Below are 18,087 nucleotides of genomic sequence, written 5' to 3'. Positions count from 1 at the left end.
AATGCAGTTAATTAGTGTTTAATTCACAATCATCATTACTGATAAATCGCGGCAAGGTTTTTGATAAATCTATAAGGTCATTAAACGCCCATATTAATTTCTGGCGTTCGGTATAACTCATTTCTTCAAATTTCATGCTTACATGTTTTTCTTTCAGTCCAGCATGAAAACAAACCGTTCTGCGGATATGCCCCGGTGATTTATCAAAAGCCTCTTGCGCCACGTTCTTTCTATGCGCGAACAGATCACGCTTAATCTGGGAAATTCGCTTAATGCCGATAGCTTTTTGGTCATCCGTTGCCAGTAACATATCAACCCCAATTAATGGCAGAGCAAACGGCGCAGCAGTTGCACCGGTTTTGCAGTAGACAGACCGCGCAGCAATGCAGCCTGATCGTGACGTGGCCGCCAGCGTTTACCGCCCGGCAGTTCAATAAAGCCGTTTTCAAAATGGCGCGATGGGCTTTGCTGTTTCAGTAGTGGAGCGATTGAGATAGGCACAGTGATCACCTCAACTTAAACCAGCAACTGCACTCAACCCGCTAATCACATCAACAGTGGAGGCAAGCGCCGGGGTGGATTGGATACGGTTTTGAACGGTCAGGCCGATTAGCGACAAATGGCGGATCGCCGTATTGACGCTATCAAGTAAAGCGGATTTACGAGATGCTGTTTTGTGATCGCCATCTACCGCCGCCGCCGCAACAGAACCTACTGCTGCCGTTGCTTTCAATGCATAGGTGGATATGTTTCCAGCACATGCCTCATTGATTGGCACTGAAGGTAAACAGTTCAACTGTGCCAGCAAGGCATCTACCAAACTGGAATCTTCTGTTGCATCAGTGATTACCAATAGTTCGGTGCAACTCAGTTGATGCGGTTGATCTGGGTTCAGCTTGTTGCGCAGCATCTGTGGCTTCATTTCAATCTGTTCAGCAACGCGCACAAGGTTTTGCCGAACAGCAAACTGGCGACACGCCATCTCAAAATGTGGATGTTTTGAAACTTCAAAATCAAACATTCCTCTCCCCTTTTGCGTCTGGCAACATCTCAAACAGTTACTGTAAATTCACATTCCGAGAGTGCATTGAGCGTCAGCTTCACCATGTTGATGAGTACTTTCTCTCGTTTTGCACCAGTACCTAAGCGATGGCGGTATGATGACAAACGCCCATCCGCGAGCATGTCATCTACAGTATTCTTAGATAACCCTGTGAGTTCACAGTATTTTTCTATGGTTACGTGCGGTGTAGGAACCGTGATTGAAATGTTTTTACGCATAGTGCAAGATCCTCCGATGACCTGTGGCGGGTCGCGTTAAGTGGTGGTTAATGGCGTTTAATGCCAAAAACTCCGTTTCGAGGTAAATTTAATACCCCGAATCGGATTAGTCAATGAAATTTACTTTGTTTTGGTGGTGTATGGGATTTAATCAGGGTGCTAAAGCAGCTATCGAAAGGATGGTTGAGGCTTACGGAGTTAAGACAAAACTTGCCTTATGCGATGCGTTGGGTGTGACAGCTAGCGCATTATCTAACCGTCAGGTGCGAGACTCTTTCCCTGCCGAGTATGTACTGAAATGTGCTTTAGACACAGGGGCATCATTGCGGTGGCTCACTTACGGCCAGGGTGAAATTTTTGAGCAGAATGTTGTTTCTGCACCTTCAGCATTAGCCGTGCCAAGTAAGAAATTGGTTGATAGAAAACTTTACGATGGAGAAACGCTTTTATTGGATAAGTCATTTCTACCTGACAGTATCAAAAACCCTCTTTTAGTTATTGATGGAAATATTCAGTACATTGCTTCCCTAGCTTATGATGAGGTATACGATGGTACTTGGCTTATTGATATTGATGACAACATCAGCATTAGAGAGCTAGTACGTATACCTGGAAAAAAAGTGAATGTATCTGATAAAAACCATACGTTCGCTTGCAATATATCCGAGATCAATGCAATCGCAAAGATGTTAAAAATATGCACACCGATATGATTGTTAGCTTTCAAGAAAAAACAATAAAAAGTAATCTTAGGGAAAATTTCCATGGCAAAAAAAAAGAAACAAGGTTTTCTACAATTAGATGACAGAAAACTATCAGAACAATGGCTATTCCGCTTATCAATCCTAATACCTTTTATTACATCAATAATACTATGCATTCCTTTATGGTTGGAAACCAACATTGATTTTTCATCAAAGGGATATGATATATTCCTTAATCTCTATAAATTACCTATGGGTGTCCTATCTTTATCCATTCCTCTTGTAGCGATTGTGGCTCACATACACCGAACAATTCAAACAGCAGAGCAAATACAATCCTCTCGAAGAAAAAACACAACAGATAGTTTTTTTGCTCACCATAAATTTATGATAGAGGCTTTTGGAAACATACCCAAAAAGACCCTGCGAGTTGGCCATGAAGATATTGAATATGGTATCAATGATTCCTATCTATTATATGACAATCTATTTAGAGGTTCATCATATGAAAATGGAATTAGTGTGGAAAGGTTAAATACCATAACTGACAAACTGGTTGATGGATTAAATGAAATAAACAAACGGCTAATAGAGTTAAGAACACTCTCATTTGACGAAGCTAATAACATACTAGCTTTAACTCAAATCCTACATTCGATATACAATATAGAAAGTGAACTATCTATAATCATCCCACCTAAAAGGATAAATAACCTTGCCGTAGCAAAAAATGATCATTTTACAGTCATGATTGTAACTGAGCATAATAATGAAGATCAATTAAAAGAAAGAATTGAAAACTTACTCTTTATCATAAAAAAGATATTTCAAATAATAAACAAACATTTTGACATTGATGATGTCATTGTTTTCTACTCACAAATCAAAGAGTCACGTTATTATTTCTTAAGAGATACATTTGACAATATGGTACTAACAGAACAAAAAAAACAACGTAGTTTTGCATCTAAAGCATCTAACTCCCTTGAGGAGGCTTACAATGATTATAAGCACTCTCTAGCTAAAAAGAATGCCCCACGTCCAAGCCTGTTTAAATCCACAACAAAATAAGAATGTTTTCTGTTAATAAATCAAACATTGACCACTGTAATTACACACAGTTAAATATACCCCAATTTCAGGAGGGGTTACAATGGCAGTTCGGAAACAATCATCCGGTAAGTGGTTATGTGAGTGCTACCCTGCTGGCCGTGAAGGCCGCAGGGTACGTAAGCAGTTCGCAACCAAAGGTGAAGCCTTGGCATTTGAGCGCTTCACTATGGAGCAGGTAGATAACAAACCGTGGTTAGGCGAGACTATTGATCGCCGTAAGCTGAGTGAGGTAGCCAAGCTTTGGTACAACTTACACGGCCAATCCCTCACGGCTGGCGAACGCACTTACAAAAAACTATGCCTCGTCATTGAGGCCCTGGGCGATCCCCTTGCTGCTACCTTCACCGCAAAAGACTTTGCACATTACCGCGACAAGCGTTTGTCCGGCGAAATCTACTTTTCCGAGAAGTGGAAGAACGGCGCAGAACCTGTCACCGTCAATCTTGAACAAAGCTACCTAAGTGGCATGTTCAGCGAGCTGGCCCGGCTTGGCGAATGGAACCAACCCAATCCGTTAGAGAACATGCGCAAGTTCACAGTAGCAGAGAAAGAAATGGCGTGGCTGACCCATGCGCAAATCTTAGAGCTGTTAGCAGCCTGCAGCAAAGGAGATTCTAACTTACCTCTTGTGGTCGAGGTGTGTCTCAGCACAGGTGCGCGTTGGCGAGAAGCAGAAAACCTAGCTCGCTCACAGATAACGCCTTATAAAATCACCTTCATCCGTACCAAAGGCAAAAAGAACCGCAGCGTTCCGATCAGCAAAGCATTGTATAAAAAGCTGGAAACGCGGGGTGATGACCGATTGTTCAGCGAGTGCTATTTCCGCTTTATGGCTGCGCTTGAGAGTACCAGTATTCAGCTACCCAAAGGCCAGCTTACTCATGTGTTACGCCATACCTTTGCAGCGCACTTTATGATGTCTGGTGGTAACATTTTGGTACTGCAACGCATCCTCGGCCACCATGATATCAAGATGACAATGCGCTATGCTCATCTTGCACCGGAACACCTCGAAACGGCCCTGCAATTCAACCCGCTAGCGACTATGCCAAGTGGCGACAAAGTGGCGGCATAGGTTGGCAATCCCCGTATTTCCTCACCCCACACCGTCATAACAACCTATTGAAAAAACAATAAGTTATTGATTTTATTGTTGCTGTGAGGAAATCGGGTTTTTTGTTGCCTGAAATAAAGTGAGCCGGTGGTTCGGCCCAACAAAACCATTAAATTCATTGATGCTCAGACGTGACTTATAGGCAGCGTCACTCATCCGAAAATTGCGATGAACTCAAAGATTGCGCGAATAACTCACCCATTTCGCCATGTCCCGATGGGATATATTCCCACCGCACACCACCATCCCGATCACCGCATTGGCGGGCAGCTTGGGCGCAATAGCCAGCACAGCGGGAATGAGCGTTCCGGAAGCCAATTCGACCCACTGCTTAGCCTCTTCGCCAAAAGCGATCATCCCTTCGATGGCAGCCTTATCTGAAACAACCACTATGTCTTCGACATAAGCTTGAGCATGCGCAAGCATCATTTCATCAATGACGGGCACCCCCAGCGTGGAAATAATGGACGTGACCTCAATCTCGACAGGTTTCCCCGCGCCAAGCGCCTGATGCATTGAATTGGCGCCCGCAGTTTCAACACCCCAAATCCTGATCTCCGGCTTGATGGTTTTCAGCGCCGTCGCCACACCGGCCAGCATGCCACCGCCACCTACAGCAACAAAAACATCGGTTAAATCAGGACAATCGGCGATAAACTCAAGTGCCAGGGTGCCATGCCCTTCGGCTATCAGCGAATCGTTACAGTCATCGATAACCACATAACCTTCGGCTGCCAAGGCCTTCGCTCGCTCAAACGCCGCATGAACATCCGTTTCTATCATGACGCTACTGCCCAACTGACGGACCCGGGCGATAGCGGTTGAGGGTGCGCTGGGTGGCATAATAATGGTGACGTCAGCGCCAAAGATTTTCGCAGCCTCGGCGATCGCAATACCAAAATTACCGCCGCTCACCGCAACAAACCGGTTATCTTTAAGCTCATCCGCCAGTTTCAAAAATTTGTTAAGCACCCCTCGGGCTTTAAAAGAGCCGCCAAGCTGGGTGTTTTCCAGCTTCAGGAAGACGGGCCGCTGGATCTTTTCAGCCAGTTTCGAACCGGGAATGGCCGGAGTGCGAATCACTTTCTCAGATAAACGCTCCGCTGCTTCAATGATGGCGTTAAATTCAATTAATTTTGTCATGTTGGCCCAGTTAGGTAGATTGCGTTGCTGTGTATCGACACCAAACTACATACTTTTACTGCCGTTTTCTATTGCTATACCCCACTGTGCGACACACAAAAAAAGCCCGTTTGGGGGGCTATGGCCAACGGCGCAATGCACTCCCCCAAACGGGCTTTTATTCGGTAATGACTTAGCCGTGCTAATGGTTAGCACGCATCGATATTATTTCTGCTCGGCCTTGCTCACCGTCTCTTCGGCTTTCCACACGCGGTATTTCACTTCCACGTCTTTCGGCACGTAGACCACAATCGGCAAGCGGCTGTTGTAACGCTGCATGGACGCGTCACCCAAATTGGCAGCGATAAATTTCTGCTGTTTGCTATTGTCTGGGCACCCCATCAAGGTGGAGGCCGGATCGGACAGTTTTTCCAACACCAGATAGTCATAGCCCCAGCCGGAAAGGGTTTTGCTTTCCAGCGTGCCGCCGATCATGTGGTGGTTGCAGTCCACTTCCAGCGTTTTGCCGATCAGCAGTTCCACCTTGAAGTTCTCTTCGTGTTCCTGTTTAGGCAGGTAAATCACCTGACGGCTCATACCTTTTTCCGCTTTAGGGTATGGTGCGACCTTTTCCAGCGGCTGTTTGCTGATATCGGTGTCTTCGGCAGAGGTGGCAGCAATGGCGCTGGCGGAAACGGCCATCAGCAGGCCGGAAAATACGACGGATGCCTTGTTCATGTTTTATCCCTACAATGATTAAATGCTTCGCCCATAAGCTAATACACTACTGACAAGCTCGCCAGCAGTTTAATCTTCTTTACAATGGACAATGGTTAGCAACAACAACCAGAATGCCGACCACAAATCAGGATAAGCAATCAGCGAGATGCGTTTTCAGCGATATAAGCCTTCACCACCTGGTAGACATAATCCTGACACGCCAGCCCGGTCTGCGGATCGTATTTACCCTGGTTGGTAATATTGTTGGACAGGACGCGAATGCCGACAAAAGGAATATTGAAAGCCGCGGCTATCTGAGCGGCGGAAGCCGTTTCCATCTCTTCTACCGAGGTATGATATTTTTCGCGGAAGTCACGAATGCGATCCAGTTCGCTGTTCCAGACGTCGGCGGAGCCAATCACTCCTTCAACGACCTTGCCCTGCGCGTAGCTGCCCTTAACGCTCTCCGCTATCGCCAACAGTTTAGCGTCTGCCGGGAATTGACGGATCGTATGGGGATTTTTATCCTCACCGGCGCTGCCTTTCGAAGCCAGCAAATCCATAGGTTGCCACTGCCGTGAATCACTGCCTTCGCCCTGTGCTTTTTTCGGCGTTTTAAACGCGCCCAGGCTAACCGAATATTTTCCCAGCACGATGTCATACACTTTCAGCGCAGGATCGTGGCCGCCGGCAGTCCCCTGATTGATGATCGCCACAGGGCGGAACTGGGTCGCGGCGATCGCCGTAGCCGCCGCCGCGTTAGACATGCCTTTCAGCGTTTCCGACACCACTACCGGATAACCGTCCACGGTGCCGCGCCAGAAGCGCCAGCCGCCAATTTGTTCTTCACGCGGGTTGTCCAGACGTTGGGCGAAACGTTCCGCCTCCACCGGCATTGCGCCCTGAACCACAATCGGCCCGGGGGCAACGCCCTGCTGCGCCACCGTCAGAGGAGAAATCAGCGCGCCACAGGCCGCCAACAGCACAAGATTCAATTTTTTTGTCATCGCCACATCTTCCCAATAAAAAGCAAACGATTACCTTAACGGAAAGCCGATAGCTCGCCTATCCCTTTCTCGCAGCAGGCTTGCCCGGGTATTAAGGTTTTCTTAAGACAGAATTATTACAGTGGGGCTCTCTATCACTCTGATTGAATCTGAGCCCTGCGTGAATCCAAAACCTTCACTAAATCAATCCTCAACAACACCCCAAATTCAGACTAACGCCCTTTACTCGCTGCCGGCATCCTTTTACCGTTGGCAGGTTTTTGGGTTGATAGCCAGTGGGTTGCTGTTCCTTTGGCTGTCGCGCAATGAACAGCTGGACTGGGCCATCAGCAATTACTGGTTCGACGCCGCCAGCGGGCATTTTCCGTGGCAGAACAATCACTGGCTGGACTTGATTAACCACCGCCTGCTGAAAATCGGCGTGATTACCGGTGCGGTGCTGGCGCTGTTCTGGGGCATTTATCGCCGTAACCCGCGCATGATTGTCACCATGCTGCTGGTCGGCATTGGTCCCTTGGTGGTCGGGATTCTGAAAGCCACCAGCGCACATTCCTGCCCTTGGGATTTAATCGAATACGGCGGTAAGGCGATGTCCTACCCTCTGTTCGGCGCAATACCGGCGGTACCTGGACCGGGCCGCTGTTTCCCCGGCGGTCATGCCTCCAGCGGCTTTGCCGTGATGGCGCTGTTTTTCCTGTTTTATCCGCAACGCCCACGCCTGGCTTACTGGTGTTGGTTCGGCGGCATTGTGCTCGGCATGCTGATGGGTTTTGGTCAGGTCATGCGCGGCGCACATTTTCTTACCCATAACCTGTGGGCGGGTTGGTGGGTCTGGCTCAGCCAACTGGCTGTTTATTGCATGGCGAGCGGGTTTGTCCGCCGCAAGACGAGGTAACTATGATAGAGCAGTTGAATTATCTTCTTTTCGCCTGGATCAACGCGACCCCGGCGTCCCCCGAAGGATCGATCGATGTCGCCACCTTTCTGGCGCGCGATCTGATCGCTATCGTGCCGATGCTGATTATCGGACTATGGCTGTGGGGGCCGCAGAACCAATTGGTGTCGCAACGTGAAGTGGTGGCCAAGACGACAATTGCTCTGCTGTTTGCCATGCTTTCTGCCGCCACTATCGGCATGTTGCTGCCACATGAACGGCCATTCGTCGCCGGTGTGGGGTATACCTTCCTGGCGCATGCGCCGGACAGTTCATTCCCCAGCGATCACGGTACCGCCATCTTTACTTTCGCACTGGCTTTCCTGTTCTGGCACCGTGTCTGGTCAGGGATTTTATTGTTAATCGTGGCGGCTGGCATCGCCTGGTCCCGTGTCTATCTGGGTGTGCACTGGCCGTTGGACATGGTGGGTGGCTTCCTGCTCGGTCTGGTAGGCTGCCTGTTTGCCCAACTGGTGTGGAACCTGTTCGGCGACATCATTGCCGCCAAACTGACGCGCCTGTACCGTTTCCTGTTCGCCTTCCCGATCCGTAAAGGGTGGGTTAAAGAGTAATCTCTCTTCAGACAGGGGCGGCTCCGCCCCTGTTTCACACCACCCCGGTGGTGACACTGAAGGCTCTCATTTTCCCCGCCTCTATCACCATCGTAGGCAGTTTGTCGCCCTTACCGGTGGCCGGTTGGATAAACCTGAACAAACGCTGGCTGCCCTGTTGTGTGACGGGGCGCAGACCATAGTTAAATTGTGCGGTGGAAAAACGCGTGACGTATCGTCTGCCCTTTGAGGCCAACATAAAAAACTCGGCCTGATCGACATACAACGACAAATCGTCCGAACACAGCACGCCCCGATCGGCGATGCTCCCCGTTGGCATCAAGGCCGGTGCCGGTAAATTCTGCCGGAAAATGGCTGCTGGGATGCAGCCATAATTTAATTGGCAGACATAATTCAGCGGTAAAGGCGCTTCGGCGAGATTAGTGATTTGCATATCAATGGAAAATTGTGCGCTGTCCGCCGTCAAGCTCACCGCCGGGCGCAACCTGCACTGCCGATCGGCAAGTTCGCCACTGCCGTACAGCGTCAGGGTATTCCCCTCTAGCTGCAACGCTACACGCTGCATGTTTAATTCTGATGATGAACCATCCTCATACGGCCAGGGTGAATGGAAAGCAACGCCGCTATGAGGATGGCAACGGGCCGCCTTGACGCTACGACGGCCCGACTTCAGCGAGTAGCCATCAAAATCGGCATCCCAAATCTTCATCCCACTGTAGGGCAATACCCGCAGCGAGCCGCGGCTATTTTCCAACGTCAGCATCGGCCCTGCCTGAGCACAATCAACAGCGGTAACCACAAAATCCGCATTGCGGAAAACTTCATCTGGTTGTGCCCCAAACCGCTGTGGCACCAGATTTATTAGCATATCCATAGTTTTTCCCCTGGGTGTTCTCGCAGGTCAAACCTGCATTCAGCACCAAAATGTTATTTAAATAACATATCATCACTGCCAATGTTATACACCACACAGCCTAAAAACGATGATCTGTGCTTCATTTTTAAAATCACGCTATCCTAACCGTCAGATGAATGTTATTATTCTAACATTATTCACATTGTGCTTTGATCAAACCTCAACAAGGAATCGAAATGACGACTGAAAACATTGATTACGCCCGCTATGTCGACCACACCCTGCTGGCGATGGATGCCACCGAAGAGCAAATCGCCAAACTCTGTGAAGAAGCGCAGCAGCACAACTTCTACGCCGTTTGCGTTAACTCCGGCTATGTGCCGCTGGCTGCGCATCTGCTGCAGGAAAGCGAAGTGAAAATCTGTTCGGTGATCGGCTTCCCTCTGGGTGCCGGCCTGACCGTAGCCAAAGCCTTCGAAGCCAAAGCGGCGATTGCAGCCGGCGCGCAGGAAATTGACATGGTGATCAACGTAGGCTGGCTTAAAAGCGGCCTGCTGGATGAAGTCAAAGCCGACATCGCCGCCGTGCGCGAGGTTTGCGCGGCGATCCCGTTGAAGGTAATATTGGAAACCTGCCTGCTCAGCGATGCGCAGATCGTTCAGGTTTGTGAAATGTGTCGCGAACTTGATGTGGCCTTCGTTAAAACCTCTACCGGCTTCAGCACCGGCGGTGCTCGTGAAGAGCACGTCAAGCTGATGCGTGCGACGGTAGGCAGTGAGATGGGGGTTAAAGCATCCGGCGCCGTGCGCGATCGCGCAACCGCCGAGAAGATGATCAAAGCAGGCGCTACTCGTATCGGCACCAGCTCTGGCGTAGCAATCGTTTCCGGTGATCAGGCTGCCGCCGGCAGCTACTGATAAACTGAGGCGTCTCAGTACCGGGCGCGCGCCGTGATAATCTGATGCGGGGTAATGTGTCCAGCCTTAGGCTGGTCAACTATTACCCCGCATTTGTGTGTTCGGCCCTGGAGAATGGCTCTTAACCCTGTGGGAAGACAGATGGAAACTCGGCGCGAAGAACGAATCAACCGGTTAGTCCAGGCGTTAAAGCGCTCTGACAAGATCCATTTAAAAGAAGCCGCCGTGCTGTTGGGCGTTTCAGAAATGACCATCCGCCGCGATCTCAGCGCGGAGCCGGCCGCCGTGGTGCTGTTGGGTGGCTATGTGGTCGCCGATCCCCGCAGCAATGGCGTCACCAACTATTTTGTCTCCGATCAAAAGGCCAAACAGGTCACGGAAAAGCGTCGTATCGGCCTGCTGGCCGCAGCGTTGATCAACGAAAACGACACCGTATTTTTCGACTGCGGCACCACCACCCCGGCGATCATCGATGCCATTGCCGACGATCTGGTGTTCACCGCAGTATGCCACTCACTAAATACCTTTCTGGCGCTCCAGGACAAACCGAACTGCAAAGTGATCCTGTGCGGCGGTGAATTCAAGCCGAACAACTACATTTTCACCGCCGTCGGCCAGCACAACGAGCTGGATCATATCTGCCCGAATATCGCCTTTATCTCCGCCGCCGGTCTGAGCCTGCAGCATGGCGCCACCTGCTTTAATTTTGACGAGCTGGAAATGAAGCACCGGGCAATGGCCATGGCACAGCAAAAAATCCTGGTGGCCGATCACAGCAAGTTCGGTAAAACCAAGCCCGCCTGCATTGGTCCGCTGACGCAGTTCGACCGGGTGATTACCGATCGTCAGCCCGAGCCGCAGTTTGCGGACTTTTTCAGTGAAAACGCGATCGCCATTCGTTTTTAAGCTGAATTTTACCGTCGGTTCCAGCCGACGGTGCCCTTCATTGGCTCCCTTCTCTCTGCAAAAATTGAACAAATAATCTTCGATTGATGCGCAAATCTCTTTATCCACAGCCAATCTCAGGTTAATAAATTGCAACAGTTCTTCCTGCTTATTCCTTTAGCACGGATAAATCCCACACAATATTACTTTCATGCCCGGTATCTACGCGGTTTTATATGATAAATCGCAATAACATCTACAAGATAAATATCAACAATTACGCAACCAATCCGGTTTAAATATAACCAATTTGGTTTATTTATATGATGAATGGTTAAGCATTTTTATCCGCTATCCAGTTAAGTAGTTTACCTTCGTTATTAGCGGGATATTTTAAATAAAACCAGATAAAACAATTAATTAAAAGTTAATTCACTTAAAATCACAATGTGATCTACGTCACTAAAACCGCTTATTCCGGGTTTTTAGCTAGATCCAAACCCACGCTTAAAATATATTGCTCGGCTTGCTGACAACGGCAGCGTTTTATCTGGTTACAGATCGTCCACACCGGATAAATCCTGAAACATCCATGAGAGCGTTTTCAGCATGAAATCTTACACAAGTGCGCAACATATGCATGAAAAACCAATAAAAAAGCAATTAACCGCACATATTACGCATTTGAGAGCATGATCACGGTTGTTTCTACTGTAAATCGTTATCTTGCCGCCAACGAAAATCGGCAGGCCATGACCTTCCGGCAGCAGTATCGATGTGAGGCCCTTCGGGAGCGGAATATCATTTGATTAATTATCCGCCACACTGGCCAACGGTAATTAGCATAATAAACAACCAGGGGGACGCCAATTATCCCCGCAAGCAACACCTGATTCTTACCGATGCCGCCATCTGCTCTTGCGACATTCGGTTTTAACCTTAAGTTTTGCCTTTAATTTTAAATTAACGTGTTCACTTCGGAGATATTTATGGACACTACACAGACCGGCACCATTGCCTCTGCGGCTTCTGGCTCTACCAGTACCTGGCGTAAAACCGACACCATGTGGATGTTGGGCCTGTACGGCACCGCGATCGGCGCAGGCGTTTTGTTCCTGCCAATCAACGCCGGTATCGGTGGTTTGATTCCCCTGATCATCATGGCCATCATCGCTTTCCCGATGACCTTCTTCGCCCACCGTGGCCTGTGCCGTTTCGTGCTCTCCGGTAAAAATGCCGGTGAAGACATCACCGAAGTAGTTGAAGAACACTTTGGTATCGGCGCCGGTAAGCTGATCACCCTGCTCTACTTCTTCGCCATCTACCCAATCCTGCTGGTTTACAGCGTGGCGATCACCAACACCGTCGACAGCTTCATTACTCACCAGTTGGGCATGACGTCGCCACCGCGCGCCATTCTGTCGCTGATCCTGATCGTGGGCCTGATGACCATCGTTCGTTTCGGTGAGCAAGCTATCGTGAAGACCATGAGCATCCTGGTGTTCCCGTTTGTTGGCGTGCTGATGCTGCTGGCTCTGTACTTGATCCCTAACTGGTCCACCGCCATCTTCGACAACGTTTCCCTGTCCGGCGCCGGTACCGGTATGGGCCACGGCCTGATCATCACCCTGTGGCTGGCGATCCCGGTCATGGTGTTCTCCTTCAACCATTCGCCGATCATCTCCGCCTTTGCGGTAGCCAAACGTGAAGAATACGGCCAGGAAGAAGCCGAGAAGAAATGTTCTCGCATTCTGGGCTTCGCTCACATCATGATGGTGTTGACCGTTATGTTCTTCGTGTTCAGCTGCGTGCTGAGTCTGTCGCCGGAAAACCTGGCGGAAGCCAAGGCACAGAACATCTCCATTCTGTCCTACCTGGCCAACCACTTTAACAACCCGATGATCGCCTACATCGCGCCGGTTATCGCCTTTATCGCCATCACCAAATCGTTCCTGGGCCACTACCTGGGCGCACGTGAAGGTTTTAACGGTCTGATCGCCAAATCGATGAAGAGCCGCGGTAAAACCATCAGCACCAACAAGCTGAACCGCATCACCGCCATCTTCATGCTGGTGACTACCTGGATTGTTGCGACCCTGAACCCAAGCATCCTCGGCATGATCGAGAACCTGGGTGGTCCAATCATCGCCATGCTGCTGTTCCTGATGCCGATGTACGCTATCCGTAAAGTGCCTGCCATGCGCAAGTACAGCGGCCACATCAGTAACGTGTTCGTGGTAGTGATGGGCCTGATCGCCATCTCCGCAATCCTGTACAGCCTCTAATCCAGCCCGGCCGGCGCCCTGTGCGCCGGCTTCTCTGCACGGCCCCCTTTCCTGCATTAACGCCTAACACCTGAAGAAGGAGGCGAAACCATGGTCAGCGTTTTCGATATTTTTAAAATTGGTATTGGCCCATCCAGCTCCCACACCGTCGGTCCGATGAAAGCCGGCAAGCTGTTCGCCGATGAGTTGATCGCCAGCCAGCAGTTGATGGATACCACCCGCGTCGTGGTGGACGTCTACGGCTCACTGTCTCTGACCGGCAAAGGACACCACACCGATATCGCCATTATTATGGGCCTGGCGGGTAACCTGCCGCACGACGTGGATATCGACGGTATCGCCGGTTTTATCCGTGACGTTGAGCAACGCGGTCGCCTGCTGATGGCCAAGGGTCATCACGAAGTGGATTTTCCGCTGCAAACCAGCATGAACTTCCACAGCAATAATCTGCCGCTGCATGAAAACGGCATGCGCATCAGCGCCTTCGCCGACGAACGTCTGCTGCACAGCAAAACCTATTACTCTACCGGCGGCGGTTTTATCGTCGATGAGGAACATTTTGGCCTGTCGGAGGCGAATCCGGTTCAGGTGCCCTTCCCGTTCAATTCGGCGCGTGACTTACAACAGCACTGCAAGGACGCCGGTCTTTCGCTGTCCGGTCTGGTGATGCAAAACGAGCTGGCGTTGCACAGCAAGGCCGAGATCGACGCGCACTTCGCCGAAGTCTGGCAAGTGATGCGTGCCGGTATTGAACGCGGCATGAATACCGAAGGCCTGCTGCCCGGCCCAATGAAGGTTCAGCGCCGCGCTGCTGCTCTGCGCCGTATTCTGGTGACCGGCGACAAGAACAACATCGATCCGATGAACGTCGTTGATTGGATCAATATGTTCGCCTTCGCCGTGAATGAAGAAAACGCCGCCGGTGGCCGCGTGGTGACCGCCCCAACCAACGGTGCCTGCGGCATCATCCCGGCGGTACTGGCCTATTACGACCAGTTTATTCGTCCGGTGAACCCTAATTCCTATAGCCGTTACTTCCTGACCTCCGGCGTCATTGGCGCGCTGTACAAGATGAACGCCTCTATTTCGGGCGCAGAAGTGGGCTGTCAGGGAGAAGTGGGCGTCGCCTGCTCCATGGCGGCGGCCGGTCTGGCTGAATTGATGGGCGGCAGCCCAGCTCAGGTTTGCATCGCGGCGGAGATCGCCATGGAGCACCATCTGGGGCTGACCTGCGATCCATTGGCTGGCCAGGTTCAGGTGCCCTGTATCGAACGTAACGCGATTTCCGCGGTGAAAGCGGTCAATGCAGCACGTATGGCGCTACGTCGTACCAGCGAGCCGCGGGTGTGCCTGGATAAGGTGATTGAAACCATGTATGAGACGGGCAAGGACATGAACGCCAAATACCGTGAGACGTCGCAGGGCGGTCTGGCGATCAAGGTGGTCGCCTGTAACTGATAAAAGCAGAGGGCGCCATCATGCGCCCTCTGTTTGATAACAACGTGGTCTTTGAACCCTCGTGATAACTAGCCGAACACGCTGCCGAACCACTGGGTCAGTTTCATCATCACCATATCCCAGATACGGCTGAAGAAGTTCCCTTCTTTCACCTCTTGCATCGCCACCAGCGGATATTGCTCGATAGTTTTGCCGTCAAGCTGGAAATCGATGGTGCCAACCACCTGATTTTTTGCCAATGGCGCTTCCAGCGTCGGCTGGTTCAGCTTGTAACTGGCCTTCAGGTTTTTCATCTGCCCTTTCGGGATAGTGACCGCCGCATCTTTCGCTACGCCCAACGGCACCTCGCCAACGTCGCCAAACCACACTTTCTGGGTAACAAACGGCTTGTCGGTTTTGATAGGGGTGGCGGTTTCGTAGAAGCGGAAGCCCCAGGTCAGCAGCTTTTCACTTTCGCTAAAGCGGACGCGATCGCTCGGCGCGCCCAGCACTACCGAGATCAAACGCATCGGGCCGTCGGTGGCCGAGGCCACCAGGTTATGACCGGCGCCGCCGGTGTAACCGGTTTTAATGCCGTCAACGTTCAGGTTGGAGCTCCACAACAGACGGTTGCGGTTAACCTGGCGGATCTTGTTGAAGGTGAACTCTTTTTCTTTATGCAGCGCATATTCATCCGGCACGTCGCGGATCAGTGCCTGACTCAGCAGCGCCATATCACGTGCGGTACTGTACTGCCCTTCCGCATCCAGCCCGTGCACCGTCAGGAAATGGGTGTTCTGCAGGCCCAGCGATTTGGCGTAGTTGTTCATCAGGCCGACAAACGAATCCTGGCTACCCGCGACATAATCGGCCAGCGCGATGCTGGCGTCGTTGCCCGACTGAATGACGATGCCTTTGTTGAGCTCCATCACCGGCACCTGGTCGCCCGGCTTGATAAACATCAGCGAGGAGCCGCGCAACGCCGGGTTACCGGTAGCCCAGGCATCTTTACCTACGGTGACCATGTCTTCCGGCTTGATCTTGCCGGCCTTGATCGCCTGGCCAATCACGTAGCTGGACATGATCTTGGTCAGGCTGGCGGGATCGAGCCGGGTATCGGCATTGCCCTCCGTCAGAATTTTGCCGCTGTTGTAATCCATCAGCACAAAAGCTTTGGCATCGACCTGCGGGGCAGCCGGCGCTTCCGCCGCCTGTACGACAGGCGCAGCCAACAACAGGATGCTGACGCTAAAGGTTAATTTTTTCAGGGTAGTGGAAAAGTTTTTTTTCATCATGACGTCGCCAGAGTATCCATTCAAATCATTGAAATAGCGTTAACTTTCAAACATATTCACGTTTTCAGCCAACCAGCGAGAGTGGCCCGATACGCGTTTTCCAACCGCAAACTCCCTGCGGCCCCATGACGGGTTGAGCGGCGTACCGAAAATGCCCTTGCTGTGAGTTTATTAGATTCATCTTATTTTTGCAGGGTTTAGCGCGAATTTTCAGCATTTTTACATAACTGTACGCTGTTACGCGTAAATTGGATGAAAAGCCGACGGTGCGTCGTTTTTTTAAACGGCCCACGGCCATACGGCTGAACATCTGCACCGCTGAACATCCATGCCTCCATACGTCCAAATTGAATTAATATATTCCAAAAAAGCATATTGAGTGGTTATTTGTTCTTTTTAATGGGCTTATTGACAGCGCTATCATCCAGATAACGGCTTTAAACCGAATTATTCTGGAGATCCTCATGGCAATACCGCATTCCGTCATCGATATGATCGGTAACACCCCGATGCTGGAACTGACTCAGTTTGATACCGGCCCCTGCCGCCTGTTCGTCAAGCTTGAGAATCAAAACCCCGGCGGCTCCATCAAAGACCGCGTAGCGCTGTCGATGATCGAGCAAGCGGAACACGACGGCAGCCTGCAGCCCGGGGGCACCATCATTGAAGCCACCGCCGGCAACACCGGCTTGGGCCTGGCGCTGGTGGCGGCCCTGAAGGGGTATAAGCTGCTGTTGGTGGTGCCGGACAAGATGAGCCGCGAGAAGATTTTCCATCTGCGCGCCCTGGGGGTAGAAGTGGTGCTGACCCGCTCCGACGTGGGCAAGGGGCACCCGGCTTACTATCAGGATTACGCCAAACGGCTGGCCGACGAAATCCCCGGTGCGTTTTATATCGATCAGTTTAACAACCCCGCCAACCCGGCGGCCCATACCCGTACCACCGCGCCGGAACTGTGGCAGCAGATGGAGCATCAGGTCGATGCCATCGTGGTTGGCGTCGGTTCCGGCGGCACACTCGGCGGCCTGAGCCACTATTTTGCCGAAGTCTCGCCGCAAACCGAGTTCGTGTTGGCGGATCCGGCCGGCTCGATCCTGGCGGACTATCTTGATAACGGCCAAATCGGCGAGGCCGGCAGTTGGCTAGTGGAAGGGATCGGCGAAGATTTCATTCCGCCGCTGAGCGACTTTAACCAGGTGCGCAATGCCTATCGTATCGGCGATGCCGAAGCCTTCACCACCGCACGCGATCTGCTGCGCAAAGAAGGCGTGTTGGCAGGCTCATCCACCGGCACCCTGTTGGCGGCAGCGCTGCGCTATTGCCAGGCACAAACAGAGCCGAAACGCGTGGTCACCTTCGTCTGCGACAGCGGCAACAAATACCTGTCTAAAATGTATAACGACCACTGGATGCTGGAACAAGGCCTGCTGAGCAAGCCGCAGCATCAGGATTTACGCGATTTGATCGCCTACCGTCATGACGAAGGGGCCGCCGTTTCGGTCGCACCGGAAGACACGCTGGCTATCGTTCATGCCCGCATGCGGCTGTATGACATCTCGCAGCTGCCGGTGCTGGAAGGCGATCGGGTTGTCGGCCTGATCGACGAGTGGGATCTGCTCAATGCCGTGCAGGCGGACGCCAGCCACTTCAGTCTGCCGGCCGCCCGTGCCATGACCCATTCGGTCAATACGCTGCAAAAAGAAGCCAGCTATCAGGATTTACTGGCCACCTTCAATCACGGCCACGTAGCGGTCGTCCTCGACGGTGAGCGTTTCCTCGGTTTGATTACCCGCACAGACGTGCTTAACGCCTGGCGCCAAAAATTACGTTAATAAGGAATGATTG

19 protein-coding genes are annotated in these 18,087 nt (G+C 51.3%); 10 read left to right on the top strand and 9 right to left on the bottom strand.

What is annotated here, in order from left to right; genetic code table 11:
- Positions 1-7: 7 nt before the first annotated feature.
- From NR114_RS01965 to NR114_RS01950, 4 genes are read right to left on the bottom strand one after another with little or no spacing between them, the layout of a single operon-like run.
- The gene (locus NR114_RS01965; RefSeq protein WP_256813938.1) at positions 8-310 is read right to left on the bottom strand and encodes a hypothetical protein; all 303 of its coding nucleotides are present in this window, start codon (positions 308-310) and stop codon (positions 8-10) included.
- 11 nt (positions 311-321) lie between these two features.
- Positions 322-501 (bottom strand): phage filamentation protein Fil family protein, encoded by a 180-nt coding sequence (locus tag NR114_RS01960; protein WP_256813937.1) that lies wholly within the window; start codon positions 499-501, stop codon positions 322-324.
- Between the two features lie 10 nt (positions 502-511).
- Entirely contained in the window at positions 512-1,021 is a 510-nt protein-coding gene (locus tag NR114_RS01955) for a phage regulatory CII family protein (RefSeq protein WP_256813936.1), read from the bottom strand.
- A 29-nt stretch (positions 1,022-1,050) separates the two neighbouring features.
- Positions 1,051-1,281: a regulator gene (locus NR114_RS01950; protein ID WP_169539483.1), complete on the bottom strand. Its 231-nt coding sequence runs from the start codon at positions 1,279-1,281 to the stop codon at positions 1,051-1,053.
- A 113-nt stretch (positions 1,282-1,394) separates the two neighbouring features.
- On the opposite strand from NR114_RS01950, the gene NR114_RS01945 reads away from it, so the two are divergent.
- From NR114_RS01945 to NR114_RS01935, 3 genes are all read left to right on the top strand, one after another.
- Positions 1,395-1,994, top strand: coding sequence for a phage repressor protein CI (locus NR114_RS01945; RefSeq protein WP_256813935.1), 600 nt, complete (start codon positions 1,395-1,397; stop codon positions 1,992-1,994).
- A 51-nt stretch (positions 1,995-2,045) separates the two neighbouring features.
- Entirely contained in the window at positions 2,046-3,056 is a 1,011-nt protein-coding gene (locus tag NR114_RS01940) for a hypothetical protein (protein ID WP_256813934.1), read from the top strand.
- Positions 3,057-3,138: 82 nt separating this feature from the next.
- Positions 3,139-4,173: a tyrosine-type recombinase/integrase gene (locus NR114_RS01935; protein WP_256813933.1), complete on the top strand. Its 1,035-nt coding sequence runs from the start codon at positions 3,139-3,141 to the stop codon at positions 4,171-4,173.
- A 213-nt stretch (positions 4,174-4,386) separates the two neighbouring features.
- Here NR114_RS01935 and NR114_RS01930 read toward each other — a convergent pair whose 3' ends face one another.
- The 3 genes from NR114_RS01930 to NR114_RS01920 form a co-directional block, all read right to left on the bottom strand.
- Positions 4,387-5,355 carry a threonine/serine dehydratase gene (locus NR114_RS01930; RefSeq protein ID WP_129983586.1) on the bottom strand — a complete coding sequence of 323 codons (969 nt, stop codon included), beginning with the start codon at positions 5,353-5,355 and terminating at the stop codon, positions 4,387-4,389.
- A 204-nt stretch (positions 5,356-5,559) separates the two neighbouring features.
- Positions 5,560-6,072 carry a serine protease inhibitor ecotin gene (eco, locus tag NR114_RS01925; RefSeq protein WP_020826071.1) on the bottom strand — a complete coding sequence of 171 codons (513 nt, stop codon included), beginning with the start codon at positions 6,070-6,072 and terminating at the stop codon, positions 5,560-5,562.
- 140 nt (positions 6,073-6,212) lie between these two features.
- Positions 6,213-7,061: a 5'-methylthioadenosine/S-adenosylhomocysteine nucleosidase gene (locus NR114_RS01920; RefSeq protein ID WP_129940208.1), complete on the bottom strand. Its 849-nt coding sequence runs from the start codon at positions 7,059-7,061 to the stop codon at positions 6,213-6,215.
- Between the two features lie 160 nt (positions 7,062-7,221).
- Between NR114_RS01920 and NR114_RS01915 the strand changes: the two genes are divergently transcribed.
- On the top strand, positions 7,222-7,956 hold the full coding sequence (locus NR114_RS01915; RefSeq protein ID WP_115061067.1) for a phosphatase PAP2 family protein: 735 nt from the start codon (positions 7,222-7,224) through the stop codon (positions 7,954-7,956).
- A 5-nt stretch (positions 7,957-7,961) separates the two neighbouring features.
- Positions 7,962-8,567: an undecaprenyl-diphosphate phosphatase gene (gene ybjG, locus NR114_RS01910; protein WP_041415284.1), complete on the top strand. Its 606-nt coding sequence runs from the start codon at positions 7,962-7,964 to the stop codon at positions 8,565-8,567.
- A 34-nt stretch (positions 8,568-8,601) separates the two neighbouring features.
- Here ybjG and NR114_RS01905 read toward each other — a convergent pair whose 3' ends face one another.
- Positions 8,602-9,441 (bottom strand): hypothetical protein, encoded by an 840-nt coding sequence (locus NR114_RS01905; protein ID WP_256813932.1) that lies wholly within the window; start codon positions 9,439-9,441, stop codon positions 8,602-8,604.
- Between the two features lie 218 nt (positions 9,442-9,659).
- On the opposite strand from NR114_RS01905, the gene deoC reads away from it, so the two are divergent.
- The 4 genes from deoC to NR114_RS01885 all read left to right on the top strand — a co-directional run bounded on the left by deoC (position 9,660) and on the right by NR114_RS01885 (position 14,968).
- The gene (gene deoC / locus NR114_RS01900; protein ID WP_020826066.1) at positions 9,660-10,340 is read left to right on the top strand and encodes a deoxyribose-phosphate aldolase; all 681 of its coding nucleotides are present in this window, start codon (positions 9,660-9,662) and stop codon (positions 10,338-10,340) included.
- Between the two features lie 141 nt (positions 10,341-10,481).
- Positions 10,482-11,246 (top strand): DNA-binding transcriptional repressor DeoR, encoded by a 765-nt coding sequence (gene deoR / locus NR114_RS01895; protein ID WP_046374028.1) that lies wholly within the window; start codon positions 10,482-10,484, stop codon positions 11,244-11,246.
- 968 nt (positions 11,247-12,214) lie between these two features.
- Positions 12,215-13,510, top strand: a complete 1,296-nt coding sequence (locus tag NR114_RS01890; RefSeq protein ID WP_020826064.1) for an HAAAP family serine/threonine permease — start codon at positions 12,215-12,217, stop codon at positions 13,508-13,510.
- A gap of 90 nt (positions 13,511-13,600) precedes the next feature.
- Entirely contained in the window at positions 13,601-14,968 is a 1,368-nt protein-coding gene (locus NR114_RS01885) for an L-serine ammonia-lyase (protein ID WP_020826063.1), read from the top strand.
- Positions 14,969-15,036: 68 nt separating this feature from the next.
- Here the strand turns inward: NR114_RS01885 and NR114_RS01880 are convergent, their stop codons facing one another.
- Positions 15,037-16,242: a serine hydrolase gene (locus NR114_RS01880; protein ID WP_020826062.1), complete on the bottom strand. Its 1,206-nt coding sequence runs from the start codon at positions 16,240-16,242 to the stop codon at positions 15,037-15,039.
- A 464-nt stretch (positions 16,243-16,706) separates the two neighbouring features.
- Between NR114_RS01880 and NR114_RS01875 the strand changes: the two genes are divergently transcribed.
- Positions 16,707-18,074: a cystathionine beta-synthase gene (locus NR114_RS01875; protein WP_256813931.1), complete on the top strand. Its 1,368-nt coding sequence runs from the start codon at positions 16,707-16,709 to the stop codon at positions 18,072-18,074.
- Positions 18,075-18,087 lie beyond the last annotated feature (13 nt).

Origin of the sequence: Serratia sp. Ser99 (assembly GCF_024519545.1) — a bacterium.
Classification (GTDB): domain Bacteria; phylum Pseudomonadota; class Gammaproteobacteria; order Enterobacterales; family Enterobacteriaceae; genus Serratia; species Serratia liquefaciens.
Note: the sequence above shows the minus strand (reverse complement) of the source record. Positions and strands in the feature narration are given on the sequence as shown.